The following is a 17,783-nucleotide window of genomic DNA, read 5'->3' on the forward strand; positions in this document are numbered from 1 at the left end:
CGCGGCAGCGACACGGTGCGGTGCCGGGTCGCCCTAGCGTCGCGCCGGAGCGTGGCGCGCCCGCGCTCCCGGTCCCGTTCCCCTCCCTCTCGAGGTCTCCGCGTGTCCCCGATCCGCCCCGCCGATCCGGCCGTGCCCGTCGACCCCTCCGGCGCCCATCCCCGAGCCGGCCGCACGCGTCGGTCGTTCATCCGGGGCGTCGCGGTGGCGGGAGCGAGCACCGCCGCGGCGTCCGCGCTCCAGGCGGCGGGCGTCGCGGACCTCGTCGGCGACAGCGCGGTCGCCGCGGGCGCACCGACGCCGTTCTCGTCGTTCTCCGCGATCGCGCCGTCGGCGGCCGACCGCCTCGAGGTGCCCGACGGCTTTCGCGCCGACGTCCTGATCAGCTGGGGCGACGCCTTCGAGAACACCGACGGCACGCGGCTCACGTACGGCTTCAACAACGACTTCCTCGCCTTCCTGGAGCTCGACGGGCGTCCCGACGAGGGCCTGCTGTTCGTCAACCACGAGTACCCGGCCCCGTTCTTCCAGCACGGCAACCGGGACCCGAAGACGAAGACGCCGGAGCAGATCGCGATCGAGCAGGAGTCCGTCGGCAACTCCGTCGTGCACGTCCGCCGCGTCGACGGCCTCTGGCAGGTCGTCTCGCCCTCGCCGTACAACCGCCGGATCACCGGCGCGGAGCCGGGATGCGAGATCACCGGCCCGCTGCGCGGCACGGTCCAGCAGAACGCCGACGGCACCCCGGTGACGGTCGGCTCGGTCGCGGCCGGGTCGCTGGCGAACTGCTCCGGCGGCATCACGCCCTGGGGCACGACGCTCTCCTGCGAGGAGAACTACGACGGCTACTGGGGCGACGCCTCCGCCTTCGCCTACGGGTGGAAGCACGCCCCGGGGACCGACGAGTACGACGAGAAGGCGCACGCCCACTACGGCTGGGTCGTCGAGCACGACCCCTACGACGCCTCGTCGACCCCGCGCAAGCACACCGCCCTCGGGCGCTTCCGCCACGAGAACACGGCGTTCCGGCACGTCGCGGGCAAGCCGTTCGTCCTCTACATGGGCGACGACAAGGCGGGCGAGGGCGTCTACAAGTTCGTGTCCGATCGCCAGTTCCTGCCGGGACGCCGTGCGCACAACCTGCGGATCCTCGAGGAGGGCACGCTCTACATCGCGAAGTGGTCGCCGGAGGGCCGCCGGCGCTTCACGAGCCAGGACGAGGGCAAGGCCGGCGGTGCGCTGGCGACCGCGACCTCCGGCACCGGCGAGTGGGTCGCCGTGCAGACGAGCGAGCTCGTCGACTGCGCCGCGCTCCTGCGCAAGCGGATCGGGACCGCCGAGTACGACCTGCACTTCGCGACGAACCGCCCGGAGGACGTCGAGGTCGACGAGGACGGCACGGTCTACGTCTCGTTCACGAACAACACCGGCTCGGGGGTCTGGGACTACCACGGCTCGATCCGCAAGCTCCAGGAGGCGGGCGGCGATCCGACGGCGACGACCTTCACCTGGTCCGACTACGCCGACGGCGGCCCGACGGGTCGGACGACCGCCGGCGAGGAGGGCTTCTCGAGCTGCGACAACCTCGTGTTCGACTCCGCGAACAACCTCTGGGTGGTCACCGACATCTCGTCCTCGTCGCTGAACAAGGACAGCGCTGCCCACTATCGGTACCACGCCAACAACGCGGTCTTCATGATCCCGCGGTCGGGGCCGAACGCGGGGGTCGCGTTCCGCTTCGCGAACATGCCGATCGAGGCGGAGGGGACCGGCCCGTACTTCGACGCCGACGAGCGGACGCTGTTCGTCAACGTGCAGCATCCGGGGGAGGAGACCCCCAGCGCCGCCGGGGCGACGTACGGCGACCCCTCCACGTACTCGAGCTGGTGGCCGGCCGGCAGCCGCAGCGACGACTACAACCCGTCGCTGCCGCGACCCTCGACCGTGGCGATCACGCGCGTGGCCGCGGATGCCCCGGACCCCGGGACGCCGGTCCTGCCGCCCGTCGCGCCGGGCGCGGGGCAGCCCGCCGTGCCGAGCCGGCCCGCCGCGCCGGCTCCCGGTGCGACCCCGAGCGGCAAGACGACCGTGGACGTCCCGGAGCGGCTCTCGAGCGCGACCCTGCGGCGCCGCGGCGTCCGCGTCGGCTTCCGGGTGCGCGAGCCGGCCCGCGTGACCATCACCGTCCAGGTCCGGATCCCGCGGATCGGCCGGCGCAGCGCGCGGATGCTGACGATCGGGCGCGTGGCGCGGACGGTGCCCGCCGGGAGCGGCAGCGTCCAGGTGCGGCCGGGCGCCGTCGCGCGGGCCGCGCTGCTGGCGGCCCGGGGCCGCTCGCTGAGCGCTCGCGCGGTGCTCGAGGTCCGCCCGACCCGCAAGGGCGGCGCGCCCGTCCGCCGCAGCGACGCGTTCCGGGTGCGATAGCGCGAGGGGGCGGGCGTCCGGACGCCCGCCCCGACCCGCGCCGGACGGCGGGCCGTCGCGGGGGAGCGGCGGCGCCCTCAGGCGCCGACGCGGCGGGCGATCTCGACGAGCAGCCGGACGCCCCACCCCGACGGGCCCTTGCCGAGGTAGCTCCGCGGCAGGTCCGACGAGAGCCCGGCCATGTCGACGTGCGCCCAGGGGACCTCGCCGCTGAAGCGCTCGAGGAAGGCCGCGCCGAGGATCGCGTGGGCGGAGCGCCCGCCGCTGTTGGCCAGGTCGGCCAGCGAGCTCTTCAGGAGGTCGCGGTGCTCGTCCTCCAGCGGCAGGCGCCAGACCCGCTCGCCGGTCGCCTCGCCCGCGGCGCCGACGAGCGCGAGCCACGCCTCGTCACGTCCGAGCAGGCCCGCGTGCGAGGTGCCGAGGGCGACGGAGACCCCGCCGGTCAGGGTCGCGACGTCGACGAGCCGCTCCGCGCCGAGCTCCAGCGCGTGGTGCAGGGCGTCGGCGAGCACGAGCCGGCCCTCGGCGTCCGTGTTGTTGATCTCGACGCTCGTCCCGTTCGCGCCGACGAAGACGTCGTCGGGCTTCATCGCGCGCTCGCCGACGAGGTTCTCCGTCGCCCCGAGGACCCCGATCACCGAGACGGGCAGCCCGAGCCGCGCGATCGCCGCCACCGCGTGCAGGACCGCCGCGCCGCCGGACATGTCCAGGCGCATCCCGACCATCCCGGCGCGCGTCTTCAGGCTGTAGCCGCCGGTGTCGTGGGTCACGGCCTTGCCGACGAGCCCGAGCGTCGGCCCGGTCGCCTCCGGATGCGCGTAGCGCACGACGACGAGCGCGGGCGGCTCGGCGCTGCCCCGACCGACGGCGGCGAAGAGGCCCATCCCGCGGGCCAGCAGCGCGGCCTCGCCGAGCTCCACGCAGGCCGACATCCCGGGCGTGCGCTCGGCGAGCTCCCGCGCGCGCAGCGCGAGCGCGCGCGGCGTCAGGACGTTCGACGGCAGCTGCTGCAGCGCGCGGGCCTCGTTCTGGGCCCGGGCGACGACGACCGCGGCCTCGACGTCCGCAGCCGCGGCGGCGTCGAGCGGCCCGCCGCCCGGCGCGGCGATCCGCACCCGGAGCGGACCGGGCTCGTCGGCCCCGTCCGCCGGGGCGCCGGCGCCCCGGACCTTCGCGGGACGGTGGGCGGCGAGGACGAGGGCCTCGGCGACGGTCGCCGCCGCACCGGGGGCGTCGAGCACCACGCGCGCCTCGCGGGCGCGGAGGTCCCGCAGCCGCCGGAGGCCCGCGGCGGCGGCGCCGCGCCGGTCGTCGTCGTGACGCGGGCCCGTCTCGCCGAGGCCCACGAGCAGCCAGCGGGTGCCCTCGGCGTCGTGCGCATGGGCGACGGCCGCGCGCTCGATCCGCGCCTCGCCCGCCTCCCGGAGGCGCTCCAGGACGGCGAGCGGCGCGTCCGGCGGTGCCCCGGTCGGGCCCGCGGCGGTGAGCCCCACGACGACGGCGTCCGCGGGCGGGTCGCCCTCGCGCAGGGGCTGGACGTCGATCGGGGTGGGATCCGCGGGCACCACCGCAGCGTAGGGGCCGTTCCCGACGGGCCTCGCCGCCCCCGTGGCGCCCGCCCGCCCGTCGGGGGCGATACCGCGTCACGCCGCCCGAGTACCCGACCGTCGGTAGCGTTCGGGCCGCGGGTCGAGGCCGACCCGTGCCGGAGGGCCGCGCGCCCGCCGGTCCGCCTGCCCGTCAGGCGCCCCGTCGAGAAGGAACATCGCACCATGGCCAAGACCGTCATCCTGGGATCCGCCCGCACGCCGATCGGCAAGCTCGGCGGCGGCCTCTCGTCCACGCCACCCGTCGAGCTCGGCGGCATCGCGATCAGCGGCGCGCTCGAGCGCGCCGGCGTCGCGCCCGACCAGATCGAGCACGTCGCGATGGGTCACGTGATCCAGGCGGGGCAGGGGCAGATCACCGCCCGCCAGGCGCAGATCGCCGCCGGCATCCCGAACCACGTCTCGTCGGAGACGATCAACAAGGTCTGCACCTCGTCGATCCGGTCGGTGGCGCTGCTGGACCTCCTGATCCGCGCGGACGGGCTCGGCGTCGGCATCGCCGGCGGCATGGAGTCGATGTCGCTCGCGCCGTACCTCCTGACGAACGCCCGCTTCGGCTACCGCATGGGCGACGCGAAGACCATCGACTCGATGGTCCACGACGGGCTCACGAACTCGTTCACGAAGCGCCAGATGTTCGACGAGACGACCGAGGTCGCCACGGAGCACGGCTGGTCCCGCGAGGACCTCGACCGCTGGGCGCTGCGCTCGCACGAGAAGGCGCTGGACGCCATCGACGGCGGCCGCCTCGGCGAGGAGATCGTCCCGGTGACGATCAAGGGCCGCAAGGGCGACACGGTCGTGGACACCGACGAGGGCCCGCGCCGCGGCAGCTCCCTCGAGGCGCTCGCGAAGCTCCCCGGCCTCGTCAAGGGCGGGACGCACACGGCCGGCAACTCGCCGGGCGTCAACGACGGCGCCGGCGCGCTCGTCGTCGCCTCCGACGAGTGGGCCGCCGCCAACGGCAAGGAGGTCCTCGGCGAGGTCGTCGCCTTCGGCCAGGCCGCCGGCGAGTTCCCGAACCTCCTCACGACGCCCGGCAAGGCGTCGGCGAAGGCGCTCGAGAAGGCCGGGCTCACGCCGTCCGACGTCGACGTGTGGGAGATCAACGAGGCGTTCGCCTCGGTCGCCCTGAACACGATCAAGGACCTCGGCATCGACGAGGACCGCGTGAACGTCAACGGCGGCGCGATCGCCCTCGGTCACCCGCTCGGCGCGTCGGGCGCCCGCATCATCGGCTCGGCCCTGCTCGAGCTGCGCCGCCGCGGCGGCGGCATCGCCGTCGCCACCGCGTGCTCGGGCACCGGTCAGGGCGACGCGGTCGTCATCAAGGTCGGCTGACCCCGGCGCTGCGCGCGTGTCGGCCGGGTCCGCGCCCCGGACCCCGGCCGACACGGCTCGCGCACGCCGTTCACGGAACGCTGAGGGACGCTCGCTACCCTCGCCCGGTGACCGCCGACGCCCCGGACGAGACCGCGCCCGAGCCCCGGCCGGGCCTTCGCGCAGCGGCCTTCTTCGACCTCGACAAGACGCTCGTGGCGGGCTCGTCGGGCTTCTACTGGGCCCGCGCCGCGGCCGCTCACGGGCTCATCTCGCGCCGGCGCCTGGCCGCCGACGGCTGGGAGAACGTGAAGTTCCGCCTCCGCGGATCGACGGACGACTCGACCCGCAAGGTCTGGGAGCGGGTCGGCTCGTTCCTCGCCGGCCAGCGCGTGCGCGACTTCGAGCGCCTCTCGCCACGGGTGCTCGCCGGCGTCCTGCCGCGGCTCTACCCCGAGATGCTCGCCATCGCGTGGGAGCACCAGGACGAGGGCCGCCCGATCTACATCGTCACCGCCTCGACGCAGGAGACCGCGTCGATGATCGCCGACATCCTCTTCTTCGACGGTGCGGTCGGCGCGCCGCTCGAGCAGGTCGACGGGCGCTACACGGGCAAGCTCGCGGGCCCGATGACCTACCGCGAGGGCAAGGCGGAGGCGATCCGGCAGCTCGCCGAGCGCGACGGGCTCGACCTCGGCGCGTCGTGGGCCTACTCCGACAGCGAGTCCGACCTGCCGATGCTCCGCGCGGTCGGGCGGCCGGTGGCGGTGAACCCGGACCGGGAGCTCGCGCGGGTCGCGCGGCAGGAGGGGTGGGAGGTGATCCGCCTGGAGCGGATCGCGACCCACCTGAAGAGCGCCGCGGCGCTCGCGGCGATCGCCGCGCTCGGCGGCCTCGGGCGCGCCGCCAGCGCGGGCCGGCCCGCGGGCGGCGTCGGCCGTCGTCGCGGCTGACCCGTCCGGGTTCGGGCCGTCGCCCGAGCGGTCCGCTACAGTTCCGCGCGTCATAACCCAGCCGAGTCCCGGTCGTGCGACGACCGGGAGCGGGGGACCCACGGGTCACCCAACGGTGGCCAGGGGCGAATCGCCGGCATCGCCGGTGTAGCGCACGTCTTGCGCGCGAGCCCGACAGCTAACCCCGTAGGCGTCGAGACGAAGGGACATTCGTGACGCACGACCGAGACCTCGCGTCCACGCTTCCGTGGGCGCGCAGCCAGCGCGCATCTCGCGCCCGCCGGGCGATCGCCCTGCGCCGACGGACCTGGAGCCGACGGCGCCGAACCGTCGCGACGACGCTCGCCGTGGCCGTGCTCGGCGTCGGCGGGGTCGCCGGCGCGCAGCAGGCCACCGGCGGCGGGAGCGGGAAGGCGACCGCGACGATCTCCGTGGCGGGCGCGAGCGTCAAGCAGATCCAGAAGGCGCTCGGCGTCACCGCCGACGGCGTGGCGGGCCCCAAGACGCGCTCGGCGGTCCGCCGCTTCCAGCGCCAGAAGGGCCTCCAGGTCGACGGCATCGTCGGCCCGGTGACCCTCGAGGCGCTCGGGCTCTCCGCCGCGGCCCGCAGCACCACCCGCAGCAAGGGCGCCGGCGCCTCCGCCTCGGGCAGCTCGAACGCGACGCTCGAGCGGATCGCGGCCTGCGAGTCCGGGGGCGACCCGACCGCGGTCTCCGCCAGCGGCCAGTACCGCGGGAAGTACCAGTTCGACCGCCAGACGTGGCGCGCCCACGGCGGCAGCGGCGACCCGGCGGCGGCGCCCGAGGCCGAGCAGGACCGGATCGCCGCGCGACTGCTCGCGGCTCGGGGCACGCAGCCCTGGCCGGTCTGCGGCAAGCGCTAGTCCCAACGGCGACGGCCCGGCGCTCCGCGTGCCCGTCCGGGCCGCGGAGCCGACGGGGCGGCCCCCGGGGTCGCTCCGCCGGGCGTCGCGGTCCCCCGACGGCCGCGTGTGCGAGCCTTCCGGGCGTGGCGGACCCCCTGCGCATCGACCCGATCGCCGAGGCGCGCCGCCACTGGACCGACCGCTGGGGACCGGAGCCCGCCCGGCCGATGGCCGCCGTCACGTCCGTCATGCGGGTCCAGCAGATCCTGCTCGCGCGCCTGAACGAGCTGCTGCGCGACGAGGGCCTGACCTTCCCGCGCTACGAGGCGCTGATGCTCCTCTCCTTCACCCGGACGGGGTCGCTCCCGCTGGGCAAGATCGGGCAGCGGCTCCAGGTCCACCGCACGAGCGTGACGAACATCGTCGACAAGCTCGAGCAGGACGGCCTCGTGCGCCGGGTGCCCCACGAGCACGACCGGCGGGCGACGCTCGCGGAGATCACGGACGAGGGCCGGGCCCGGGCCGCGCGCGCCACGGAGCGGCTGAACGCCGACGACTTCGGACTCGGCGCGCTGGAGGCGCAGGAGCAGGAGCTCCTCTCCACGCTGCTGCGGACCGTCCGGCGCGCGGAGGGCGACTACGCCGCCGACGCCGAGCCGGCGGCCGGCAGCGCCTGATCGCGCGACGGCGCACCCCGCCGAAGCGCGGTCGGGCGCGTTGGGACGCTGGACGATCGCCGTCGGCTCGGCTACCATCGGGGAAGATAGGAGGAAGTCCGACTATCGTTGTTCCTCGCAGGACTCCGCCCCCGCGGGCCCGCCCCACCAGCCCCACGCCCCAGGACGCCATGCCCATGCCGCCCGAGCCGACGACCACCGCGCCCTCCAGCTACGACCAGTGGCGCGCCGCCTACGGGCTCAACGCCGAGCGCGACGTCGAGTTCACGACGCTCGGCGGGATCCCGATCGAGCCCCTCTACACCGAGAAGGACCGGCCGACCGGCACCGCCGAGGGGGCGGGTGGGGAGATCGATCCCTCGATCGGCGTGCCGGGGCAGTACCCCTTCACCCGCGGCGTCTACCCGTCGATGTACCGCGGCCGGCTCTGGACGATGCGCCAGTTCGCCGGCTTCGGCACCGCGGAGGAGACGAACGAGCGCTTCCGCTACCTCCTCGACCACGGGCAGACCGGCCTCTCCACGGCGTTCGACATGCCGTCGCTCATGGGCCACGACTCCGACAGCGCCCTGTCGCTGGGCGAGGTCGGCCGCGAGGGCGTCGCGATCGACACCGTCGACGACATGCAGACGCTGTTCCAGGGCATCGACCTGGGCAAGGTCTCCGTCTCGATGACGATCAACGCGCCGGCCGCGGTGATGCTCGCGTTCTTCGCCGTCGCCGCCGAGCGCCAGGGCGGGGGCGACCAGGACAACCCGGGCGTCCCGCTGGACCGGCTCAACGGCACGATCCAGGCGGACATCCTCAAGGAGTACATCGCCCAGAAGGAGTGGTGCTTCCCGGTCGATCCGGCGATGCGCGTGCTGGGCGACATGATCGAGTGGTCCACGCGGAACATGCCGCGCTGGAACTCCGTCTCGATCTCCGGGTACCACATCCGCGAGGCCGGGGCCACGGCCGTCCAGGAGCTCGCCTTCACGCTGAAGGACGGGCTGACCTACGTCGAGCAGGCGATCGAGCGGGGCCTCGACGTCGACGACTTCGCGCCGCGGCTGAGCTTCTTCTTCAACTCGCAGATCGACTTCTTCGAGGAGATCGCGAAGTACCGCGCCGCCCGCCGGATCTGGGCGCGCGAGCTGAAGGAGACCTTCGGCGCGAAGAACCCGAAGTCGTGGCTCATGCGCACGCACACGCAGACGGCCGGCGTCTCGCTGACCGCCCAGCAGCCGCTGAACAACGTCGCCCGGACCGCGATCGAGGCGCTCGCCGGCGTCCTCGGCGGCACGCAGTCGCTGCACACGAACTCCTACGACGAGGCGCTCGCCCTGCCGTCGGAGGAGGCGGTGCGGATCGCGCTGCGCACGCAGCAGATCATCGCCCACGAGACGGGCGTGACGAACACGATCGACCCGCTCGGCGGCAGCTGGTTCGTCGAGGCGCTGACCGACGAGATGGAGCGGCAGGCCTACGAGTACTTCCGCAAGATCGACGAGCTCGGCGGCATGGTCGAGGCGGTGAAGCTCAGCTACCCGCAGCGCGAGATCGCGGAGGCGGCCTTCGAGCTGCAGACGGCGATCGAGGACGAGCGGCGGATCGTCGTCGGCGTCAACCGCTACACCGAGGGCGACGACGGCGAGCACCCGCTGCTGAAGGTCGACCCGGCGCTCGAGCGCAAGCAGGTCGACCGCCTGCAGGGCGTGCGCGCGGCCCGCGACGGCGCCGCCGTCGAGGCGACGCTCGTCGCCCTGAAGGAGCAGGCCGAGAAGCCCGACGCGAACCTCATGGATCCGCTCATGGACTGCGCCCGCGCCCACGTCACGGAGGGCGAGATCATCCACGCCCTGCAGGACGTCTTCGGCAGCTACACCGAGACCCCGGTCTTCTGATGAGCGCCGCGACCCAGACGAAGATCCGCGTGGTGGTGGCCAAGCCGGGGCTGGATGGTCACGATCGTGGGGCGAAGATCATCGCTCGTGCGTTGCGTGATGCGGGGATGGAGGTCATCTACACGGGGTTGCATCAGACGCCGGAGCAGATCGTGGAGACGGTGATCCAGGAGGATGCGGATGCCGTGGGCCTGTCGATCCTGTCGGGTGCGCATCTGACGCTGGTGCCGCGGATCGTCGAGCTGCTGCGGGAGCAGGGGGTCGATGACGTGCTGGTGACGGCGGGTGGGACGATTCCGGCGGAGGACGTGCCGGTGCTGAAGGAGGCCGGGGTTGCCGAGGTGTTCGGTCCGGGTACTCCGACGCAGGCGATCATCGACTTCATCACCGAGGGCGTCCGCACGCTCGACTGAGCTTGGATCCAGGCTGAGCGCGCCCCGACCGGAGGCGCGCCCCGGGGCGCGCGGAGCAGTGGTCCGCGCCTCGCCGGACCACCCGCCCAGTGGGTGGTCCGACCACCCGTACGACGTCCGACCGTGGGACGCGCCAAGATGCGCGTCCCCGTTCGAAAGGAACCGAACCATGGCCACCGCCACCGCTCCTGCTCCACGGTCCGTCCTCGCCGACGCCCTCGCCACCCGCCGCCACGCGGGCGCCGAGTCCCGGGCCTGGGCCCGCAACGCCGTCCTGATCCTGGCCGGCGCGCTCTTCACCGCGCTCTGCGCGCAGATCTCGATCCCCGTTCCGCCGTCCCCGGTGCCGGTGACCGGGCAGACCCTCGCGGTCGTCCTCGTCGGCGCGACGCTCGGCGCCTCCCGCGGCGGCGCGGCGCTCGCGCTCTACCTCCTCCTCGGGCTCGCCTTCCCGGTCTACGCCGACGGCGCCAGCGGCTGGAGCGTCGTGACCGGGGCCTCCGGCGGCTACCTCGTCGGCTTCATCGTCGCCGCCGCGGTCATCGGCCGGCTCGCCGAGCGGGGCGCGGACCGCAAGGTGCTGACGGCCTTCGCGTGCTTCGTCGCCGGGCAGCTCATCGTCTTCGCCTTCGGCATCGTCGGCCTGAAGCTCGCGGTCGGCCAGGACTGGGGCTGGACGATCCACAACGGCTTCACGGTGTTCATCGTCGGCGGCCTCATCAAGGCCGCGATCGCCGGCGCCGCGCTGCCGTCCGCCTGGCGCCTCGTGCGCCGCTTCGACGGCGCGCGCTGAGCCCGTCCGGCTCGCCTCGGCTCCCCCGCCGCCTCGGCCCGGGGGCCGGGGCGCCGGACGCCCGCGCGCGGGGCGAGGGCGGCGCCCGCGGCCCTCGGCCGTCGGCGCGCGCGGCCGGTCGGGGACGCGCTCCCGGCGCCCCGGCGACCGGGCGGTCCGCGCGGTCGGGCCACGCCGCGCCGGCCCCCGTCCGCGGATAGGATCGCGGCACGCTCGACCCCCGTGCGAGCGGGGTCGGATCCGGACCGGCCCGAGAGACGAGATGACAGCTCAGAGCAAGATCCGCGTGGTGGTGGCCAAGCCGGGGCTGGATGGTCACGATCGTGGGGCGAAGATCATCGCTCGTGCGTTGCGTGATGCGGGGATGGAGGTCATCTACACGGGGTTGCATCAGACGCCGGAGCAGATCGTGGAGACGGTGATCCAGGAGGATGCGGATGCCGTGGGCCTGTCGATCCTGTCGGGTGCGCATCTGACGCTGGTGCCGCGGATCGTCGAGCTGCTGCGGGAGCAGGGGGTCGATGACGTGCTGGTGACGGCGGGTGGGACGATTCCGGCGGAGGACGTGCCGGTGCTGAAGGAGGCCGGGGTTGCCGAGGTGTTCGGTCCGGGTACTCCGACGCAGGCGATCATCGACTTCATCGTGGAGGGCGTCGGCGCGCGCGAGCGCGCCTGAGCGACCCTCGGCGACCCCTTCAGCGGCCGGTCGACCGCGCCCCTCGACGGCTCCCGCCGTCGCGCGTCCCGGCCAGTGCGCAGGAACCACTGCGACCTGAAAAGCTACTGCCGGTCGGAAAGCTCTCGCTGGGCTGACCGGCCAGTCAACCAGCGAGCTACACTCCCGAACGCCAGTTTGCCCCCGAAGGAGGCGCACAAGTGACAAAGATCGTCGTCCTGGTGAAAGAGGTCCCGGACGCAGCCGTCCAGAAGAAGGTCGGCGCGGACGGACGTCTCGACCGCAGCGGTGAGAAGACGCTGAACCCGTTCGACACCCACGCGATCGAGGCCGCGCTGCAGCTCAAGGAGAGCGGCGCGCTGCAGGTCGACGAGGTCGTCGCGATCACCGTCGGTCCCGCCGGCGCCGAGAAGGCGCTGCACAAGGCCGTCTCGCTCGGCGCGGATCGCTCGATCCACCTCGCCGACGACGCGCTCGCCGGCTCGGACGTCGTGGCCACCGGCTACGCGCTCGCCGAGCTCGTCAAGCGCGAGAGCCCGGACCTCGTCCTCCTCGGGCAGCAGTCCGACGACGGGCAGTCCTACGCGGTCGGCGCGGTCGTCGCCGAGTACCTCGGGTGGCCGGGCCTCACGCAGGTCATCAAGCTCGACGTCGACGGCACGACGGTCACCGCCGAGCGCCAGGCCGAGTACGGCTACGACACGGTCAAGGTCGAGCTGCCCGCCGTGCTGTCGGTCGGCGACGCGATCAACGAGCCGCGCTACCCGTCGCTGAAGGCGATCATGGGCGCGAAGAAGAAGCCGCTGGAGAAGCTCACGATCGCCGACGCCGGCATCGACGCCTCGAAGGTCGGCGCCGAGGGCTCGAAGGCCAAGTGGCAGTCGGCGAAGGAGCCGCCCGCCAAGGCCGCCGGCACCATCATCGAGGACGAGGACACGGCGAAGACGGTCGAGCAGATCGTCGCCTGGCTCGACGAGCGGAAGCTGATCTGAACATGAGCAACATCCTGGTGTACGCGCTCCACCACGAGGGCGCGATCAACAAGAACTCGCTCGGCGCCATCTCGACGGCGTCCAAGCTCGCCGGTGAGCTCGGCGGCGAGGCGCACGTCGTCCTCGTCGGCGAGGACATCAGCGACGACGTCGCCGGCTCCGTCGGCACGTACGGCGCGGCGAAGGCGCTCCGCGTCAACGCCCCGGCGGGCGTCGCCCAGCCGGTCGTCGACGCGCTGGCGAAGGTCGCCGGCGACGGCGACTACGCCTACGCGATCTTCGGCGGCGGCCTGCTCGGCTTCGAGGCCGGCGCCGGCCTCGCGGCCCGCCTCGGCGGCGGCATCGCCGTCGAGATCACCGACGTCCGCGTGGACGGCGGCCAGCTCGTCGCCGAGCGCCCGGTCCTCGGCGACAGCCAGATCTCCGAGATCAAGTTCGACGGCTTCGGCGTCGTCGTGGCCCGCCTCAACGCGTTCGAGCCGGTCCAGAGCGGCTCGGCCGTCGCGGTCGAGGACGTCTCGGTCGACCTGTCGGACGCCTCGGGCAAGGTCACGGTCGTGACCCGCGGCGAGCAGCGCGGCGCCGACGTGAACATCGAGGACGCCCAGGTGCTCATCACCGGCGGCCGCGGCCTCGGCAAGCCCGAGAACTTCTCGCTCGCCGAGGACCTCGCGGGCGCGTTCGGCGGCTCGGCGGGCGTCGCGGCGACCCGCGCGGCGGTCGACGCCGGCTGGTTCCCGTACGCGGGCCAGATCGGCCAGACCGGCAAGACGGTCGCCCCGAAGCTCTACGTCGGTCTCGGCGTGTCGGGCGCGATCCAGCACAAGGTCGGCATGCAGTCCAGCGACGCGATCGTCGCGATCAACAAGGACGCCAACGCGCCGATCTTCGAGTTCGCCGACCTCGGCGTCGTCGGCGATCTGCACGCGATCACCCCGGCCCTCACCGAGGCGATCAAGGCGAAGAAGGGCTGAGCGCCCTCCGCCGCGCCGGCACCAGCGCCGGCGCGGCGGCCCGCTCGCCACCCCCGCGGCCCGGTCATGCGCCGGGTCCGCGCACGGGCCCCACGGACTCCCTCACGCACAGGAACCACGACATGACCGCCTCCGCGAGCAACGGCGCGATCGCGCCCGCCCAGTTCCCGCCCCCCGTAGACACCGTCGCGGAGTTCGTCGCCGCGCCGGAGGCCGACGAGGAGGAGCGGATCGAGGTCGGCGTCGCCATCGTCGGTGGCGGTCCCGGCGGCCTCGCCGCCGCCAACCGGCTCCTGCAGCTCCTCGCCGAGGACCCCGAGCTCATGGAGCAGCTCGGCGAGGTCCCCGTCGCGGTGATCGAGAAGGGCAAGGTCTGCGGCGCCCACAACCTCTCCGGCTCCGTGATGAAGCCGGGCCCGCTGAAGGAGCTCTTCCCGGACTTCGACCCGAAGGCGAACGCGGCGGTCTACACCGAGGTCGAGGACGACGCGGGCGTCTGGTTCCGCAACGAGAAGAAGGCGCTGACGCTCAGGCCCACGCCGCCGAACTTCGCCAACAAGGGCAACTGGGTCGTCTCGATCTCGCAGCTCTGCCGCTGGATGGCCGAGCAGGCCGAGGAGGCCGGCGCCTACATCCTCACGGAGACCGCCGCGCAGAAGCTGCTCGTCGACGGCGACCAGGTCGTCGGCATCGTCACCGGCGACAAGGGACGCGGCAAGGACGGCGAGCAGCTCTCGACGTTCGAGCCCGGCATGGAGGTCCACGCGAAGGCGACCGTGCTCGCCGAGGGCAACTGGGGCCACCTGACCGGTGCCGCGGTCAAGCGCTTCGACCTCGCCGCCGGCAAGCAGCCGCCGACGTGGGAGATCGGCGCGAAGGAGGTCTGGAAGGTCAAGACGCCCTTCAAGAAGGTCGTCCACACCTTCGGCTGGCCCGCGAGCCCGCGCAAGAAGGACGCGATGGCCGGCGGCGGCTGGATCTACCCGATGGGGGAGGACCAGGTCTCGATCGGCTACGTCGTCCCGCTGCACACGCCGGACGCCACCGTCTCGGTCCACGACCTGCTGCAGGCGTTCAAGGCCCACCCGTACGTCCGCGAGATCCTCGAGGGCGGCGAGCGCACCGCGTGGGGCGCGAAGGCGATCCAGGCCGGTGGCCTCCTGTCGCAGCCGAAGCTCTCCGTCCCCGGCGCCGTGATCGTCGGCGAGGGCGCGGGCATGGTCGACATGGCCCGGCTGAAGGGCGTCCACCTCGCGATCGCGGCCGGCAAGATCGCCGGCGAGCGGATCTACGAGCAGCTGAAGGCCGGCTCGACCGACTTCTCCTCCTACGAGACCGCGATCGAGGACTCCCTCGTCGGCAAGACGCTGCGCGAGGTCCAGTCCAACCGCGGCCTGCTCGACGCGCACAGCCTGCCGGTCGGCGCGGCCCTCTCGGGCCTCGACTTCGTCACGAAGGGCAAGCTGCCGCCGGGCAAGCCGGAGCTGCACCTCGACAAGGAGGTCGCGGTCGACGTTCCCGCGAAGCCGATCAAGGAGATCTACCCGCAGCCGGACGGGAAGTACTTCTTCGACAAGCTCAGCTCGGTCTTCATCACGGGCAACGCGACGCGCGACGACGCGCCGAACCACATCCGGATCGAGAAGCGGGTCCCGCGCCAGGTGGCCGAGGCCTGGAAGTGGATGTGCCCGGCGGGCGTCTACGAGATCGAGGACGACCAGCCGTCCGAGGGCTTCGTCGACGTCACCGTGAACTACACGAACTGCGTGCAGTGCGGGGCGATCACCGCCCGCGGCGGTCGCCTGACGCCGCCGGAGGGCGGCGACGGGCCCGCCTACCAGGTGGTCTGACCCCGCGGGGCGACCGCATCCGCCCCCGCCCGGGACGGCGGAGACTCGTCGAGGGCCGCGCAACTCGCGCGGCCCTCGCCGGTTCCTGAAGACGTCGGGCCGCTGGGCCCGCCGCCCCCCGTAGGCCCACCCGTGCGCCCCGTGACCCTCCGCCGCCCCCTGCTCGCCGTCCCGCTCGCCGCCGTCGCGCTCCTCCCGGGAGCCGCCCACGCGGCCGACCGCCCGGCGCCGTCCTCCGTGTCGCGCACCGCCTGCACGACGTCGGCGACCGACGCGCAGGGTCGCGCGGTCGACTTCGTCGTCCGCATGAGCGACATGTCCGCGCCGTCGCTCTCCTACGGCTTCCGGCTGCGGCTCCAGGAGCGGGCGCCTGGCGGCTCGTGGCGGACGCTGCGCCGCAGCGAGCTGCCCGCCGGCTTCCAGCCGAGCCAGACCGCCCGGGCCGGGACGCGGCGGATGGTGCGCCGGATCGGCGTGCGCGGGCTGCGCCCCGGCGCGGCGTACCGGGTGCGCGTGACGTTCCGGTGGCTGCGCCCGAACGGGGACCTGCGCACCGGATCGACCACGAGCCGCGCCTGCCGGGTCGAGGACCTGCGACCGAACCTCGCCGTGGGCGGCGGCCTCGCCTGGACGCCCGCGCCGACCGCCGGGGAGGTCGTGTACCGCGTCCCGATGCGGACGGAGCGCCCGGCGGCGCTCGGCGGGCGGCCGGTCGTCGTCGCGGTGCTCCAGGACGGCGTCGAGCTCGGACGGACCGAGATCGCGCCGGTCGGCGGCGACGAGGTCGTGCTCGTGCCCGGTCGCCGCTGCGCGAGCGATCGTCCGCTGCGGGTCGTCGCCGATCCGGACGGGGCGGTCGACGAGCGCGACGAGGACGACAACGCCGTCCGGGCGGCCTGCCCCGCGAGCGCCGGCTGAACGGCGCCGCGGTCACGCGCCGGTCGTCCGTCGAGCGCGCCGCGGGGACCCCGGACGCGTTGCTACCCTGCTCCGACGATGAAGTCCGAGATCCATCCCGAGTACCGGCCCGTGGTCTTCCGGGACGTCTCCGCCGGCGTCACCTACCTGACGCGTTCGACGCTCAAGAGCAACAACACGATCGAGCTCGACGGCGAGACCTACCCGGTCGTCGACGTGGAGATCTCGTCGGCCTCGCACCCGTTCTACACCGGCAAGCAGAAGATCGTCGACACCGCCGGTCGCGTCGAGCGGTTCCGCCGCCGCGCCGCCAAGCGCGCCGAGGCCTGAGGCCGCGGGCGCTCGAGCGTCCGACCCCGATGTCCGCGCGCGGGCCCTTCGACCAGGAGGTCCCGGCTCGCGCGCTCGACGCCGACCGCGAGGTCGACGTCTCCTACGGCGCCCAGCGCGACGCCCCCGTCGGCGGTCAGGCGGTCGTCGAGGGCGTGATGATGCGCGGCGTCCGCCACTGGGCGGTCGCCGTCCGCCATCCGCATCCCGACCAGCTCGTCGACGGGCGCCTGCCGGCCGGCGAGCCGGCGCTCGGCGGGATCGGCGTGCAGGTCGCGCCGTTCCGCTCCGTGCTCGCCCGCAAGCGCTGGCTGCGTCTCCCGGTGCTCCGCGGCTCGGTCGCGCTCGTCGAGTCGCTGCGGATCGGCTTCCGGGCGCTGCGCCTGGCCGCCGAGTCCCAGGCGCCCGAGGACGACCAGCCGACGAAGCGCGACTGGACGGTCGCCGTGCTCGGCGGCGTGCTGCTCGCCGTCGGCCTCTTCGTCCTCACCCCCGTCGGGCTCACGAGCCTCATCAAGGACGAGCTCGGCTCGGGGGTCGCCTTCTGGATGGTGGAGGCGGTCGTCTCGACGACGATCTTCGTCGGCTACCTCGCGCTCATCTCGCGCTTGCCGGACCTGCGCCGCGTCTTCCAGTACCACGGCGCCGAGCACCAGACCATCGCCTGCTACGAGGCCGGCCTGCCGCTGACGCCGGAGAACGCGTCGCGCTTCAGCCGCCTGCACCCGCGCTGCGGCACGAGCTTCATGCTCATCGTGATGCTCGTCGCGGTGGCCGTCTACTCGCCGCTCGGGCTCCTGGACTGGTGGCAGATGATGCTCGTGCGCCTCGCCGGCCTGCCGCTGATCGTCGGCCTCTCGTTCGAGGCGATCAAGTACGCCGGGCGCCACCGCGGCAACGCGCTCGTCCGGGTGATCATGTGGCCCGGGCTGCAGCTGCAGCGGATGACGACCCGCGTGCCCGACGCCCACCAGCTGGCGGTCGCGATCGCCGCGCTCCAGGCGGTGCTCGACCGCGAGGACCCGCGCGACGCCAGCGACGCCGAGCTGGCCGGCATCGAGGTCGCGGCCTGAGCGTCGGCGGGCGCCGCCGCCCTGGCGGCGG

At 73.9% G+C, this 17,783-nt stretch carries 16 protein-coding genes and 1 riboswitch; of the genes, 15 read left to right on the plus strand and 1 reads right to left on the minus strand.

The window, feature by feature from the left end; translation table 11 throughout:
• The first annotated feature begins 102 nt into the window (after positions 1 to 102).
• Positions 103 to 2,424: a PhoX family protein gene (locus tag SK069_RS07355; protein ID WP_319953550.1), complete on the plus strand. Its 2,322-nt coding sequence runs from the start codon at positions 103 to 105 to the stop codon at positions 2,422 to 2,424.
• Between the two features lie 77 nt (positions 2,425 to 2,501).
• On the opposite strand, the gene SK069_RS07360 is transcribed toward SK069_RS07355, so the two are convergent.
• Positions 2,502 to 3,989 carry a leucyl aminopeptidase family protein gene (locus SK069_RS07360; protein WP_319953551.1) on the minus strand — a complete coding sequence of 496 codons (1,488 nt, stop codon included), beginning with the start codon at positions 3,987 to 3,989 and terminating at the stop codon, positions 2,502 to 2,504.
• Between the two features lie 207 nt (positions 3,990 to 4,196).
• Between SK069_RS07360 and SK069_RS07365 the strand changes: the two genes are divergently transcribed.
• From SK069_RS07365 to SK069_RS07430, 14 genes are all read left to right on the plus strand, one after another.
• The gene (locus tag SK069_RS07365; RefSeq protein ID WP_319953552.1) at positions 4,197 to 5,372 is read left to right on the plus strand and encodes a thiolase family protein; all 1,176 of its coding nucleotides are present in this window, start codon (positions 4,197 to 4,199) and stop codon (positions 5,370 to 5,372) included.
• A 107-nt stretch (positions 5,373 to 5,479) separates the two neighbouring features.
• The gene (locus SK069_RS07370) at positions 5,480 to 6,304 is read left to right on the plus strand and encodes an HAD family hydrolase (RefSeq protein ID WP_319953553.1); all 825 of its coding nucleotides are present in this window, start codon (positions 5,480 to 5,482) and stop codon (positions 6,302 to 6,304) included.
• A 49-nt stretch (positions 6,305 to 6,353) separates the two neighbouring features.
• Positions 6,354 to 6,514: riboswitch (cyclic di-AMP (ydaO/yuaA leader) on the plus strand.
• Positions 6,515 to 6,516: 2 nt separating this feature from the next.
• Positions 6,517 to 7,188, plus strand: a complete 672-nt coding sequence (locus SK069_RS07375) for a transglycosylase family protein (RefSeq protein ID WP_319953554.1) — start codon at positions 6,517 to 6,519, stop codon at positions 7,186 to 7,188.
• A gap of 125 nt (positions 7,189 to 7,313) precedes the next feature.
• Positions 7,314 to 7,847: a MarR family winged helix-turn-helix transcriptional regulator gene (locus SK069_RS07380; protein WP_319953555.1), complete on the plus strand. Its 534-nt coding sequence runs from the start codon at positions 7,314 to 7,316 to the stop codon at positions 7,845 to 7,847.
• Positions 7,848 to 8,017: 170 nt separating this feature from the next.
• The gene (locus SK069_RS07385; protein ID WP_406628256.1) at positions 8,018 to 9,733 is read left to right on the plus strand and encodes an acyl-CoA mutase large subunit family protein; all 1,716 of its coding nucleotides are present in this window, start codon (positions 8,018 to 8,020) and stop codon (positions 9,731 to 9,733) included.
• A complete protein-coding gene (locus tag SK069_RS07390) occupies positions 9,733 to 10,146 on the plus strand; it encodes a cobalamin B12-binding domain-containing protein (protein ID WP_319953557.1) in 414 nt (137 codons plus the stop codon). The genes SK069_RS07385 and SK069_RS07390 overlap by 1 nt, the downstream gene beginning before the upstream one ends.
• Positions 10,147 to 10,315: 169 nt before the next feature.
• On the plus strand, positions 10,316 to 10,939 hold the full coding sequence (locus tag SK069_RS07395) for a biotin transporter BioY (RefSeq protein WP_319953558.1): 624 nt from the start codon (positions 10,316 to 10,318) through the stop codon (positions 10,937 to 10,939).
• 262 nt (positions 10,940 to 11,201) lie between these two features.
• The gene (locus SK069_RS07400; RefSeq protein WP_319953559.1) at positions 11,202 to 11,615 is read left to right on the plus strand and encodes a cobalamin B12-binding domain-containing protein; all 414 of its coding nucleotides are present in this window, start codon (positions 11,202 to 11,204) and stop codon (positions 11,613 to 11,615) included.
• A gap of 200 nt (positions 11,616 to 11,815) precedes the next feature.
• Complete coding sequence (locus SK069_RS07405) at positions 11,816 to 12,607, plus strand: electron transfer flavoprotein subunit beta/FixA family protein (RefSeq protein WP_319953560.1); 792 nt, start codon at positions 11,816 to 11,818, stop codon at positions 12,605 to 12,607.
• 2 nt (positions 12,608 to 12,609) lie between these two features.
• A complete protein-coding gene (locus SK069_RS07410; RefSeq protein WP_319953561.1) occupies positions 12,610 to 13,581 on the plus strand; it encodes an electron transfer flavoprotein subunit alpha/FixB family protein in 972 nt (323 codons plus the stop codon).
• Between the two features lie 122 nt (positions 13,582 to 13,703).
• A complete protein-coding gene (locus SK069_RS07415) occupies positions 13,704 to 15,431 on the plus strand; it encodes an electron transfer flavoprotein-ubiquinone oxidoreductase (RefSeq protein WP_319953562.1) in 1,728 nt (575 codons plus the stop codon).
• A gap of 141 nt (positions 15,432 to 15,572) precedes the next feature.
• Positions 15,573 to 16,349: a hypothetical protein gene (locus SK069_RS07420; protein WP_319953563.1), complete on the plus strand. Its 777-nt coding sequence runs from the start codon at positions 15,573 to 15,575 to the stop codon at positions 16,347 to 16,349.
• A 78-nt stretch (positions 16,350 to 16,427) separates the two neighbouring features.
• Entirely contained in the window at positions 16,428 to 16,679 is a 252-nt protein-coding gene (locus SK069_RS07425; RefSeq protein ID WP_319953564.1) for a type B 50S ribosomal protein L31, read from the plus strand.
• Positions 16,680 to 16,708: 29 nt separating this feature from the next.
• Positions 16,709 to 17,752 carry a DUF1385 domain-containing protein gene (locus tag SK069_RS07430; RefSeq protein ID WP_319953565.1) on the plus strand — a complete coding sequence of 348 codons (1,044 nt, stop codon included), beginning with the start codon at positions 16,709 to 16,711 and terminating at the stop codon, positions 17,750 to 17,752.
• Positions 17,753 to 17,783: the final 31 nt, after the last annotated feature.

The sequence above is a fragment of the Patulibacter brassicae genome (genome assembly GCF_033949425.1).
GTDB classification, from domain to species: Bacteria; Actinomycetota; Thermoleophilia; order Solirubrobacterales; family Solirubrobacteraceae; genus Patulibacter; species Patulibacter brassicae.

Excerpts from the sequence above, each read along its gene's own strand:
- SK069_RS07365 (WP_319953552.1), top strand. The coding sequence starts at position 4,197 with ATGGCCAAGACCGTCATCCTGGGATCCGCCCGCACGCCGATCGGCAAG.
- SK069_RS07385 (WP_406628256.1), top strand. The coding sequence starts at position 8,018 with ATGCCCATGCCGCCCGAGCCGACGACCACCGCGCCCTCCAGCTACGAC.
- SK069_RS07390 (WP_319953557.1), top strand. The coding sequence starts at position 9,733 with ATGAGCGCCGCGACCCAGACGAAGATCCGCGTGGTGGTGGCCAAGCCG.
- SK069_RS07395 (WP_319953558.1), top strand. The coding sequence starts at position 10,316 with ATGGCCACCGCCACCGCTCCTGCTCCACGGTCCGTCCTCGCCGACGCC.
- SK069_RS07400 (WP_319953559.1), top strand. The coding sequence starts at position 11,202 with ATGACAGCTCAGAGCAAGATCCGCGTGGTGGTGGCCAAGCCGGGGCTG.
- SK069_RS07410 (WP_319953561.1), top strand. The coding sequence starts at position 12,610 with ATGAGCAACATCCTGGTGTACGCGCTCCACCACGAGGGCGCGATCAAC.
- SK069_RS07415 (WP_319953562.1), top strand. The coding sequence starts at position 13,704 with ATGACCGCCTCCGCGAGCAACGGCGCGATCGCGCCCGCCCAGTTCCCG.
- SK069_RS07425 (WP_319953564.1), top strand. The coding sequence starts at position 16,428 with ATGAAGTCCGAGATCCATCCCGAGTACCGGCCCGTGGTCTTCCGGGAC.
- SK069_RS07430 (WP_319953565.1), top strand. The coding sequence starts at position 16,709 with ATGTCCGCGCGCGGGCCCTTCGACCAGGAGGTCCCGGCTCGCGCGCTC.